The sequence below is a fragment of the Nevskia soli genome (assembly GCF_903970205.1).
In the GTDB taxonomy this organism is placed as follows: Bacteria; Acidobacteriota; Terriglobia; order Bryobacterales; family Bryobacteraceae; genus Bog-113.
In genome coordinates, this window is the sequence record NZ_CAJCHS010000041.1 from 1 (window position 1) to 11,969 (window position 11,969).

An 11,969-nucleotide genomic window follows, 5' to 3' on the forward strand; every position below is an offset into this window, starting at 1 on the left:
TCGGAGTAAGTTCCGAGCGCGTCGGCGCGGCCATATTCCACAGTGACCGGTTCCGCCCACGCATAGATCATATAGTCGCCCGGCGCCAGGCCGTTGATGACCGGAACACGATCGGTCGCCCAGGTATTGGGCGGCCGCACGGTTGCCTCCGCTACGACTCGCATTTCACTTCCGTTCTGTTGCAGCACCGTTAGACGGGCGGGAACGCGCGGTCCGGAGTCCGGCCACTGCACACTCGTGGTGATGCTCGCGCCGCGGGGACTGACCGTGACATCGACCGGCGGCGATCCCGGTCCCGTAATCACCAGCCCACGCATCACATCCGTTCCAGACTGCGTGGCCGATTGCACGTACCACGTCGTACTTGGGGGCGCCAGTAGTTGATAGCGGTAAGGCGGCAGCACTTCGGCAATCTGGAACGAACCGTCGGCTCCGACTGTTGCGCTCGCTCCGCCGAAAGCGGAATCGACGCCGACGAACTCCAGAGCTTTGGAGACATCGCCGTCGCCGACCGGGTGCAGTTTGCCGCTCAGCGAGGGCGGTGCGTCGAAGGCTACCGTAACTCCGGTTAAGTCGTCATCGCCGACTGTAATGGGTTGGTAGCCGGACCGAACGTGCTGCTGGTCCGTTCGACTTTGCGCCCTCAGTATGTAATTGCCGGCGGGCACACCGTCCAGAGTAAAACCTTCGGCTTCCGAACGCGTGGGATGTGTCTGCTGCACTACGGGAGACGTCGAATCGGCCGCAGGCATCAGTTCTATATTCGCTCCGACGGGAGCGTGACCAGTAACTTTGTGGCCATCCACCAGACTTAGTGAGATGTTAGCGTTGGATTGCGACCCAGGAGTTACCTGGAGGGTAGTCGCGCCCTCTATCGCGGCGGCGTTCGGATAGAAAGTAGGAACATAAGTCAGCCCGTCCTCACGCTCGTCAGCCGTTGCTTCGGCAATAGCTGCAATTACACACTCGCCGGGACCTAACCCTGCCATGCGGTAGATACCGCGATCGTCCGTTGTGGCGTTCTCGCGCCGGCGATAGCGCTTGTGTCCGCGAACGATTTCAGGACGCAGCATCACGACGTAAGCGGCGGCTAGCGGTTCGCCATCATCGCCGGTTACCGTTCCCGTTACAACCGCCTGGGGAAGCAGCTTCAGGGTGTAGCGCGAGGGTTGTGTTCCGCTGGCGAGAATCACATCACGCGCCGAATCCACCCCTTGCGCGTAGCCCGTCTTGGCGGCGGTCAGCGCGTAGACCCCTATACTTACGTGACGGAAGACAAAGGTCCCGGAACTGTCGGTTCTGCCGGTGCGGATCGGCCCGGCGGGATTCTGCGGTTCGAGTGAGATCTCCGCGCGGCCGATGGGCGCGGCCGAGACGCTGTCAACCACTTGCGCCGTGATATCGACAACGTCCGCACCCGTGACCGGGTTGGGTAGTTGCTGCGCGAACAGAGCAGCCGCGCCGCATAGACATCCGGCGATCGCAAAGATCGCCTTTCCGGTCAAACGCATCCAACTCCAGTTTAGGCGATAGGCAGCCGGTGGCTTTACGTCGTAGGGACCGGCTCAGGATTCACCATGGACGGCAGGGCACGCGGCCCGGTCTTGCGTCCGAACAGCGCGGTGAACCTTTCCAGATACAGGTAAATCACCGGAGTGATATAGAGCGTCAATAACTGGGAGACTACCAGGCCGCCGACGACCGCCAGTCCGAGCGGACGCCTGGCCTCGCCGCCGGCGCCGTAGCCGAACGCGATGGGGAGCGTTCCCAGCAGCGCGGCCATCGTTGTCATCATGATCGGGCGGAAGCGCTGGATGCAACCCTCGAAGATAGCTTCCTCGGGCGACTTACCTTCGCGCTGCGCCATGATCGCGAAATCGATCATCATGATAGCGTTCTTCTTCACGATGCCGATTAGTAGAACGATGCCGACGAAAGAGTAGAGATTCAAGTCCTCGTGGAACAGCAACAGGGTGATCAGAGCGCCAAGGCCGGCGGACGGGAGACCGGACAGAATTGTGATGGGGTGGATGAAGCTTTCATAGAGTACGCCGAGTACGAGATAGATCACCAGGATGGCGATGAGTAACAACATGCCGAGGCCGCGGAGCGAATTCTGGAAGGCTTCGGCCGTGCCCTGGAAGGAGAAGTTCATCGTCTCGGGCAAGCCCATCTCATGAGCCATTTCGGAGATTTCGGCCGTCGCTTTACTCAACGAAACACCGGGTTTGGCGTTGAATTCGAAATCGACAGATGGTAGCTGCCCGATGTGATTCACGCTTAGCGGCGCGACGCCTTGAACCAACTTAGTTACGGCCGAAAGCGGAATCATCTTGTTGTTACTTGACCGGACATAGAGCTTCGACAGCGCGTCGGGGTCGCGTTGATACTGCGACGGGACTTCAAGAATCACGTCGTACTCATTCTCCGAGGATTGAATAGACGAGACCTTGCGGTTGCCGTAGGCGTCGTAAAGAGTATTGGCAATTTGTTCCGGAGTAACTCCGAGCGCGAGTGCGCGGTCGCGATCGATATCGACATTGACGCGCGGGCTGCTTAGCTTCAGATCGGTATAGACTTCGGAGACGTCGGGGAGCGTGCGGAGGCGGGCTTCGAACTTCGGCGCCCACTTATAGAGAAGATCCGTATCCGCGTCCTGAAGCGCGAGTGAATACTGATAATGCGATTCGTTCTGCCCGAGAGTCAAGAGCGCGGGAACCTGTAAAAACGCGATAATACCGGGTATTTGGGCGAACTTCGCCTGCAGGTCGGCGATGATCGCCGGCGCCTTCGGGCGATGCGGATCGTCTTTCAGGTGCATGAACATGAAGCCTTGGTTCTGCCCCGCGAAACCGCCCGTTCCGCTGCCCCAACCTTCGATCCACTTATCGTTTTGGATGATATCGGTGACCTGCTGTTGCAGTTTCAACATCTCGTCAAAGGATGTATCCTGCGAGGCTTCCGTCCCGCCGAAGATGATTCCGGTGTCGACCGTCGGGAGGAAGCTCTTCGGCATGATGATGAACATATACACCGTCAGGGCGGTTAGCGCGAGGCTACCCATCAGAGTCACAAAGCGGAGGCGCAATGCAACTTGCAGCGTCCTCCGGTAGATATTGTTCATCCAGACGAAGAAGTGTTCCGACCATTGGTAGAAACGGCTGCGCTCATGCGATTCATGCCGGAGGAAACGGCTGCATAGCATGGGCGTCAGCGTTAAGGAGATCAAGCCGGACACTAATACGGCGACCGCGATGGTGATCGAGAATTCGCGCAAGAGCCGGCCTAGAATCCCGCCGAGGAATAGAACCGGGATGAAGACCGCGACCAGCGAGATGGTCATCGAGATGATCGTGAATCCCACTTCGCGAGCGCCCTCATAGGCCGCCTGGAGCCGCGGCTTGCCCATTTCCATGTGCCGGACAATGTTCTCGAGCATCACGATCGCATCGTCCACCACAAAGCCGACGGACAGCGTCATGGCCATCATGGAAAGGGTGTCGATGGTGAAGCCGAGTAGCTTCATCACCGCGAAGGTTCCGAGGAGCGACAGGGGAACGGCAAGACTTGGAATCAGGGTCGCCGAGAAGTTCCGCAGGAAGAAGAAGATGACGAAGATAACCAGCGCGATGGTGAGCAACAAGGTAAACTTCACATCGCGGATAGAGTCCCGAATGTTCTCCGAAGCGTCGAACTCGACGTGAAGCTCGATCCCGGCGGGCATCGAAGACCTCAAATTGGGTAGCAGCTTCTTGATACCTTCGACAACCTGAACCGTGTTCGTCCCCGGCTGCTTACTTACCGCCAGAATCATGGCGACCTTGTTATTGACCCAAAACACGCTGCGATTCTGAGTAACGCTATCCTGCACGTCCGCTAAGTCCTCCAGCCGCACCGGGCTGCCGTTGCGATAGGAGACGATCATGGGCCGGAACTGGCCGGCCGTGCTCAACTGACTATCGGACTGCACGGTGAACGCTTTGGTAAATCCATAGAGCGAGCCGGCGGGAAGGTTCACGTTGGCGTGCGAGACAGCGTCGCGAATCTCTTCAAGTCCCACCTGGCGGGAAGCCAGCTTATTAGGATCCGCCTGAATCCGCACCGCGTACTGTTTCGATCCGTAGACGTTGACGGTGGATACACCGCTGACCATGGAGATGCGGCGTCCTAACAGCGTCTCCGCATATTCATCCAGCGCCGATTCGCTCATGGTTGGGGACGACATGCTGAGGAAAACGACCGGACGCGAAGCCGGATTGGTCTTGGTATACGAGGGCGGCGCCGGCATGTTCGTGGGCAGATCGCCGCCGGCGCGCGAAATGGCGGCCTGGACATCCTGCGCGGCCGCGTCGATCGAGCGGCTCAACTCGAATTGCAGCGTGATGGTGGTGGACCCCAGCGAACTGGAAGAGGACATACTCTCCAGGCCGGCAATACTCGAGAACGATTTCTCCAGCGGGGTGGCAACCGAGGAAGCCATGATATCGGGGTTCGCGCCGGGAAGGCTCGCCGACACGTTGATGGTCGGATACTCGACGTTGGGAAGGTCGCTAACCGGGAGGGTGAAGTAACTAAGTAAGCCGAAGCCGAGAATGGCGGCCATCAGCAGCGTCGTCGTAACGGCGCGGCGAATGAAGAAATCAGTGATACCCATAAGTAACTTTCTAAGTGGCGCTGCCCGAGAGTAGACGGACATGCGCGCCGGGCGCGAGCTGCATCTGCCCTTCGGAGATGACCATCTCACCGGCGTTGACTCCGTTCCCGAGGACCGCCTGCTCCTGTGAACCCTGCCCTGGCGCGGTGTAGTCGCGAAGGACTTGCACGGTTCGCATGGCCGCCGACTGATCGGCCGGGTTCATGACCCATACATACTGACCTTGCGGACCATTCTGGATGGATCGGGCGGGAACTAACACGCGGCCGCGCTCCAGGTCCAGTTGCGTGTTGACATTGACGAACTGACCCGGCCACAGCGCGCGCTCGGTGTTGGGGAACTCGGCTTTCAGCTTGATAGTGCCGGTGGTGGAATCGACCGTGTTGTCGATGAACCGCAGCGTTCCGGTGACCGAAATTCCTCCCGCGGTCAGGGCCGAAACTTGCAGCGGGCGCTCGCTGTTGTACTTGCGAACTAACGGCAGCAGGTTCTCCGGAACGGTGAAGGTGACATAGATCGGCGTGACTTGCAGCAGCGACACGAGCGTCGTGTCGTTCTCCTTGACGACATTCCCGGCTTTGACCTGAACGGCTCCCGCGCGTCCGGAGATGGGGGCGTACACGCGGCAGTAACTCAGCGACAACTGCGTTTCCGCGAGGCGGGCCTTGTCGGCGTCTTCGGATGCCTTGGCGCTCTGCAGCGCGGCTTGATCGGCATCGATGGAAGCACGGGCGCCTTGGGCGTTCATGACGGCTTGGTCGGTCTGCTCGCGGGATAAGATGCCCTGCTTCAACAAAGCAGTGCTCCGCTGGGCGACCGATTCGTAATTGGTCTCCGTCGCCTTATCCTTGTCGATCGTCGCGGCGGCCTGCCGTTCACTCGCAACATCTTTAGCGACATCGGCCTGAAGTTCGGCGATCTGGCGGCGGTACGACTCGGGATCGAGCTCGAACAGCAACTCGCCCTTGTTGACGTTCTGGCCTTCCTCGAACGCGACGCGAAGGATGGGTGCCGTGACGCGCGCCTTGACGTCGACCGAGGAATAGGCCTCGACGTTGCCGATAGCCGAGGCGGTTAGGGGAACATCGGCTGCCTGGGCGCGGACGGCGCGGACGGCGACAGGCGGCATGGCCGGCGGGCCGGCATTCGCGCTGACGGAATTTCGCGAGCAACCGGCCGAGAGAAGGATCACAGCCGTAATCAAGAGCAGAGAATTACGATTCACAGGGGTTCAGAACCTTTGCTGAGGGGCTCGTTCTATGGTCACACATCACGCTCAACCAGGCGATCAACCAGGCGGTCAGCCAGCCCCTTCCGTTCTTGGACGTGTGAAGGTGAAAAACGTTAATGGATTGTGGATTGGAATGTGAGGGACTTTGGGCGTGGTTTGGGTTCGGTCGGGGGGCGGGTGGTTGCGCGGGTCGATTTCTGAGGTTCGCCGGGTTCAAATCCGGGTTTGCCAGGTTCAAAAGTCGGTTTTCCAGGTCAGATTTGGGTTTTCCGGGTTCGTTATTTTTGGGATTTGTGTTTGTTTTCAATTACTTCCCAGGTTCGTTTTGTCATTTTTTCGTGTTTTGGTGTTTGCGGCCGCTGGCGCGTCGTTTTGCGGTGGTTGTCGGGCTCCTCGGCCAAGCTATAACACGGTTTTTGGGGGCTGGAGGGGGATTTGGCTGCAAGTTGTTGGATCGAGCGGCGAAATTAGTTCGAACGTTTGGCGACTGACATGTGTTGGTCTCGATGCTCGGCGCGCTCTCTCAGCAGCGTTGCGCACTGCCGGCGCCTGGGAGAAGCGTCGAAGTATGCGCACGTTCCATGCTGGTCGCTGGTTCTTAAGTGCAATCCGGTATCGCTGTTCGCTCGAGAAAGTCGCACACGCCAAGAGCCGCTTACGTTCCGTCATTTAGATTCGTGCGACGTAAGCTGCGCAGCTGAATACGCGGTAAATACGGGCTCGTTGCTTTGAATAAAACATTCCTCGCTCTTCTGTTTCGGAAGATATAATGAAGAAGTAAGGAAATAGGACACGATAAAACCGGCGACCCCGCTTCAGTCGATTGTTGACCCTTTTGTAAGAGGTGTTGGTGGAGAACTGGTCTCAGATCTTATCGGCCCGGGCAATCTTCCCGCGAACGCGGACTATCTATTTAGACGCCATAACATCATTGCTGAGCTGAAGGGCCTACAGGCACAAAGCTTTGGAGAGGCTTTCCTGCGCAAGATGGGCGATCTCGCTACACGCTGGCAAAACGCGGGGCAAATTATGGTCTACGGCGCGGGCCGAATCGATAGCAGCGGGCTGAGACCGGAGTGCCGTGAAGAGATGTTCAATCTGATGACCGGGCCCCTTCAGAAGAACGTCGTGGCTGCAGCGAACCGGCAAATCGGGGAAACGAAAAAGCTGCTCGGCCTTCCTGGTGCTAAAGGGCTGCTTTGGGTTGCGAGCGATGGAAATCAGGATCTGCGGCCCAACATTGTCTGGTATTTGCTACGCCGAATCCTCGCGAAAAAGCACAGCGACGGCAGCCCGCAATATTCCCATATCGACGGCGTGGCTTACTTTAGCCCACGCATGTTAGCGGAAGCGCCGGGAGTGCCCTATCCCGTCGTTTTCTGGCTCAGCGGCGCGCGCGAAAAGGACCACCGGGAGATGCTTGATTTACAAAGTCTTTTGCAGGGCGCCTGGCCGACCTATGTCTCGCGCATTTCGGGTGTCCCAGTTCACGCAGTCAGCGGCATGACCGTTGTCCCCGAGAGATTACGGTTTCGCGGGATCGCTGACGCGATGCCACGCGTTGTGATTGGCAAACGGCGAAACGGTTAACCTCTGCCTCGACTCTAATCGCGTATGTCGTGCTAAAAAGACGGTAACTTGAAGCGCCTCGGTTGGCCGAAGCCTGTCTCCTCGACTTAGTAAACTGCCCGACGATCACGAAGGCTCGACGGTTCCGGTGAAGCTCCCGCTGGATACTATCGTTTGGCGCCACTGCCCCCTGACCGCCTGGATTGAACGAAAGCGCGCAGCACGTTGTTCATTAGCGTCTGATAGCCTCTACCGCTGGCCCTGAACCACTCCAGTACGTCGTGATCAATGCGGATGTTGATGTGGTCCTTCGGAGCCGGGACACCCATGACGGCGTTAGGCCAATCGGGCTCTTCATGAACGTCGTCCGCATCGGCTTTTATCGAAGCTTCGAGTTTCTTGCCAACCAGCGCGTTTGCTTTGTGCCAATCCGTCTTGTCCTCACCTCGCGCGATCTTGGCTTTGATCTGTTCAGCCGTGTAGCGCACGGTATCGCTTTTCTTCCTCATGTCGGGCTCTCCTTGCTGTCACAATCCGTATCGTTGCGTCTCGCCACGTCCATATGACGGCGAAGAACTTTCCATCTATGGCGCCAATACTCATGAACCTCTCTTCGGCACCGCGTGGAGGGGGGACCGTAAGAAGAGGACGGCCGTCGAACAGGGAGAAGGCAAGGCGGAGAAAATCGATCCGCTCGGCTAAGACCCATTCGCGCTTCGATTCGTCCCAGCTAAAATTCACTGCAAATGATACCCACAATTGTACCCACAGTCAGCGGAGGTGTTCACAAATCGGCAAAGCCCGCCGATGAGGAAACGCTAGCCGGAGTAGGCTAGCTCGTACCGGGACCATCCTGAGGCCGGCGACGCGAAGCATCGCGCGGCACGGGACCTCGACCACCTCACGCGCAGCGCCCTTACTTTCGTCTTTCTCGCCCCGCTGTTAACTGATAAACTCTGCTAAATCCGCTGAGCCATTACGTAAACTGGTGGCAAAAACCGTCATGCCCAGGCAACGAATTTCTGCGCAATCGCACACGGCCAGCGCGGGCGGCCCTTCAGAGCAAGGCGATCCATTTGCATCCGATACGCGTCAGTCACTCGATGACCGGTTCAGCGTCATGTACGCGGAACTGCGCCGACTCGCGGCTTCGGTTAAACGCAATGACCCGAATTCTTTGGTCAGTACCGGAACGCTTGTACACGAAGCGTGGTCGAAGCTTGCGCGATCGTCCGGGGAATCGCCGCAATCCGAACTGCACTTCAAGAGCATTGCGGCCTGCGCCATGCGCCAGATACTAAAAGACGCGGCCCGGCGGCAGCGCAGCGGAAAACGCGGCGGGGGTAACCTGTTTATCACCCTGGACGAGTCCATCGGCGTGCCGGTGTCTTCCAATGAGGATTTGCTCCAGCTCGACGCGGCCCTGGACACGCTCGCGGAGATGAGTCCCCGGCAAGCCAAGCTGGTCGAACTCCGCTATTATGGCGGTCTCAACAATTCCGAAATTGAGGCTTTGCTTGGGATCGGTGAACGCACGGTAGAACGCGACTGGCGCGCGGCTAGAGCGTGGCTGGCCGCAGAAATCCGCGGGGAGTTTCGCTAATCATGGATCGATCGCGTTGGGAGCGCATTCAGGACATCTTCCACCGCCTATCGGACATGCCGCTCCCGGCCCAGCATGAATATCTCGAAGCCGCAGGCGATGTCGACGAGGCGATGAAGGCCGAAGTTCGCGCGATGCTGCGGGAGGATTCCAGCGCCGCGTCTTTACTCGACGACGAAGGCCTGCCGCACGCGGTTCAAGATCTGATTGACCAACACGCCGCGTTCAAGGAAAACGCCTTCGGCCCTTACCGGATCGTAAAGCCGCTGGGTGAAGGCGGGATGGGGGTTGTCTATCTTGCGAAACGCGAAGATATCGGCAGCGTCGTCGCCATCAAGCTGCTGCGCGACGGCCTGCTGTCCCCGGACCGGCGCAATCGATTCTTAGCCGAGCAAAGGACGCTGGCCCAACTGGAACATCCGCTGATCGCGCGGATTCATGATGCCGACACGCTGGACGACGGCACGCCATGGTTTGCGATGGAGTATGTGGATGGGAAGCCCATCACCGAGTACTGCCGCGAGCACGCCTGTTCGATCAATGAACGTCTGCTGCTGTTTCGTTCAGTCTGCGAGGCGGTGCAATACGCGCACCGGCATGCAATCATTCACCGCGATCTCAAGCCATCGAACATCCTGGTGCGTGACGACGGCACGGTCAAGCTGCTGGATTTCGGCATCGCCAAGCAACTGGAGGGTTCCGGGATACGGGTCGAGCACACGCTCACCGGATTGAGTCCGATGACGCTGCCCTATGCTTCGCCCGAACAGATTCGCGGAGGCGCACTCGGGACGCAGACCGACGTTTATTCGTTGGGCGTGATCCTGTATGAGCTGTTGGCGGGGCGGCTGCCTTTCGACTTCGCCGAGCTTAGCCTTGCGGAGGCGCAAAAGATGATCCTGGAGCATGAGCCAGCACCGCCCAGCACCGCTCGCACCGGTAAGGCGGCTTGGGACGAACTTGACGTGTTGACCCTAACCGCCATGCACAAGGACGTGCTGCGGCGATACCCCTCGGTCGAGGCGCTCATCCGCGATATCGATCATTATCTAAAGGCGGAACCGCTGGAAGCTCGCCCGGACAGCGTGAGCTACCGGTTGGGCAAGTTTGTCGTGCGCAATCGACGCGTGTTGACGGCAACGGCGGCGGTTTGCGCAATCGTTCTTGGCTTGGTGGTGTTCTTTGTGCTGCGGCTGAATCGGGCGCGGAACGATGCTGTAGCCGAGGCTACCCGTACTCACCGCATCGAGCGGTTCATGCTGACTCTGTTCGACGGCGGCGATAAGTCGGCCGGTCCATCCGACAGCTTACGGGCCGCGACTCTTCTTGATCGGGGCGTCGCGAGCGCGCGCAGTCTGAATGCGGAGCCGGCGGTCCAGGCGGAGTTGTATCAAACGCTCGGGAACATGTACCAAAAACTTGGCAAGTACGATCAGGCCGATCCGCTGCTGCGCTCGGCGCTCGATCGTCGTAAGTCGATCGAGGGAGCGGATGGTCCGGACGTCGCGGAGGGTCTGGTGGCGTTGGGTCTGCTGCGGCTGGATGAAGGGCGACTTGCCGAAGCCGAGCGCCTCGCCCGCGAAGGACTCGCGATCGACCGGCGCCGCGTGCCCGCGAATCCCCTTGCGGTCGCGAAGGATGAGTCTGCTTTGGGACATGTACTGGAAGAGCGCGGCGCCTACGACGAGGCCGCAAAGCTTCTGAATGAGGCCGTTCAGGTGCAATCGGCGACGCACGAGGTGACCACGGATCTTTCCGACACCACGACGTTGCTGGCGAACGTGAACTACTATCAGAGCCACCTAGCGGCCGCCGATTCTCTATTCAGACAAGCGCTGGCGATGGATCGCGAACTATTCGGCGACGTCCATCCACGTATCGCCGATGATTACTACGGGCTGGGCTTAGTGCAACATGCGATGAACCGGGATGCCGAGGCGGAGCGCGACTATCGCCACGCTCTCGCAATCAAGCAATCCTGGTACGGCAAGGTGCATCCGGATACCGCTTTGATAATGGCCGCGGTGGGTCAGTCGCTGGTCTATCAGGGTAAGTACGACGAGGCTGCGCCCATCTTACAAGAAGCACTTGCTATTCAGGAGCAGATCTTTGGGAAGGTTCATCCGCAGGTGGCGCAGGCCCTGAATGTTGTGGCGGTGATGGAAGTGAAACGGGGACATCTTGCAGAAGCGGAAGCGGACTTCAGGCGGATGGCCGCTATTAATCGCGCTACCTTGGGGGACCGGCATCAACTTGTAGGAATTGCGCTACTGGGCCTTGGGGATGTCTATGCGGAAGAGAAGCAGAACGTGCGCGCGGAAAAGTCCTACCGAGACGCGTTGGCGCGCTTGGTCGGACAGTTACCGGCGGGACACCCTACGATCGCCGCGACCCGACTTCGGCTGGGACATACGCTTGTCTTGGAGCGCCAGTACCAAGAGGCCGCGAGCCAGTTGTTAGCCGGGTACGACGTGCTGTCGAAGCAGCCCGGGCCGCCATCGCCCCGCGTCCAGACCGCGAGGAAAGACCTGGTGACCGCCTATGAGGCGCTAGGCCAGGTGGACGAGGCGAATCGGTTCCGGAAAGACCCCAGCCGCTAGAAATTCGTCCTCAGATGTCGGTTTTCCCTCTTCGTTTCCGTAGGGAGAGTGAGGAAAGGCTTGCCGAGTCCCCTGGTATGAGCGAAACACGATGAGGCAGACCCGAGTTTTGGTGAACGGATGTGCTCGCGTTTTTCGCTTATGAATATGCGGGGATACTGGGCAGACTCGAAGGTCAGACCGCGCCCGCGCCCGGTGGATAAAATTCTTTGTCACAAACGGCGAATTTCCAGGCAGTTGAATTCTAGGAGGGTATCGCAACTTATGAGAACCGCAAAATTATGGCTGCTCCTGATCGGGGTTGGACTATTG

At 59.0% G+C, this 11,969-nt stretch carries 8 protein-coding genes; 3 read left to right on the forward strand and 5 right to left on the reverse strand.

Going from position 1 to position 11,969, the window contains the following annotated elements; genetic code table 11:
- The 3 genes from H1Y01_RS02100 to H1Y01_RS02110 all read right to left on the reverse strand — a co-directional run.
- A partial coding sequence (locus H1Y01_RS02100) for a carboxypeptidase-like regulatory domain-containing protein (protein ID WP_180538439.1) occupies nucleotides 1-1,511 on the reverse strand: 1,511 nt, incomplete at its 3' end.
- A 35-nt stretch (nucleotides 1,512-1,546) separates the two neighbouring features.
- Nucleotides 1,547-4,654, reverse strand: a complete 3,108-nt coding sequence (locus H1Y01_RS02105) for an efflux RND transporter permease subunit (protein WP_180538440.1) — start codon at nucleotides 4,652-4,654, stop codon at nucleotides 1,547-1,549.
- 10 nt (nucleotides 4,655-4,664) lie between these two features.
- Nucleotides 4,665-5,879, reverse strand: a complete 1,215-nt coding sequence (locus H1Y01_RS02110) for an efflux RND transporter periplasmic adaptor subunit (RefSeq protein ID WP_180538441.1) — start codon at nucleotides 5,877-5,879, stop codon at nucleotides 4,665-4,667.
- A gap of 993 nt (nucleotides 5,880-6,872) precedes the next feature.
- Here H1Y01_RS02110 and H1Y01_RS02115 point away from each other — a divergent pair.
- Entirely contained in the window at nucleotides 6,873-7,475 is a 603-nt protein-coding gene (locus H1Y01_RS02115; RefSeq protein WP_180538442.1) for a hypothetical protein, read from the forward strand.
- Between the two features lie 146 nt (nucleotides 7,476-7,621).
- Here H1Y01_RS02115 and H1Y01_RS02120 read toward each other — a convergent pair whose 3' ends face one another.
- Nucleotides 7,622-7,963, reverse strand: a complete 342-nt coding sequence (locus tag H1Y01_RS02120) for a BrnA antitoxin family protein (protein ID WP_180538443.1) — start codon at nucleotides 7,961-7,963, stop codon at nucleotides 7,622-7,624.
- Complete coding sequence (locus H1Y01_RS19845; RefSeq protein WP_180538444.1) at nucleotides 7,926-8,195, reverse strand: BrnT family toxin; 270 nt, start codon at nucleotides 8,193-8,195, stop codon at nucleotides 7,926-7,928. Before H1Y01_RS19845 ends, H1Y01_RS02120 begins: the two co-directional genes overlap by 38 nt.
- Nucleotides 8,196-8,457: 262 nt before the next feature.
- Here H1Y01_RS19845 and H1Y01_RS02130 point away from each other — a divergent pair, with 262 nt between their 5' ends.
- The gene (locus tag H1Y01_RS02130; RefSeq protein ID WP_180538445.1) at nucleotides 8,458-9,057 is read left to right on the forward strand and encodes an ECF-type sigma factor; all 600 of its coding nucleotides are present in this window, start codon (nucleotides 8,458-8,460) and stop codon (nucleotides 9,055-9,057) included.
- A gap of 2 nt (nucleotides 9,058-9,059) precedes the next feature.
- The gene (locus H1Y01_RS02135; protein WP_180538446.1) at nucleotides 9,060-11,657 is read left to right on the forward strand and encodes a serine/threonine-protein kinase; all 2,598 of its coding nucleotides are present in this window, start codon (nucleotides 9,060-9,062) and stop codon (nucleotides 11,655-11,657) included.
- The last annotated feature ends 312 nt before the right edge of the window (nucleotides 11,658-11,969 follow it).

Bases quoted from the DNA above. Each gene is read 5' to 3' on its own strand.
- H1Y01_RS02135 (WP_180538446.1), top strand. From the start codon at position 9,060: ATGGATCGATCGCGTTGGGAGCGCATTCAGGACATCTTCCACCGCCTA.
- H1Y01_RS02120 (WP_180538443.1), bottom strand. From the start codon at position 7,963: ATGAGGAAGAAAAGCGATACCGTGCGCTACACGGCTGAACAGATCAAA.
- H1Y01_RS02105 (WP_180538440.1), bottom strand. From the start codon at position 4,654: ATGGGTATCACTGATTTCTTCATTCGCCGCGCCGTTACGACGACGCTG.
- H1Y01_RS02115 (WP_180538442.1), top strand. From the start codon at position 6,873: ATGGGCGATCTCGCTACACGCTGGCAAAACGCGGGGCAAATTATGGTC.
- H1Y01_RS02130 (WP_180538445.1), top strand. From the start codon at position 8,458: ATGCCCAGGCAACGAATTTCTGCGCAATCGCACACGGCCAGCGCGGGC.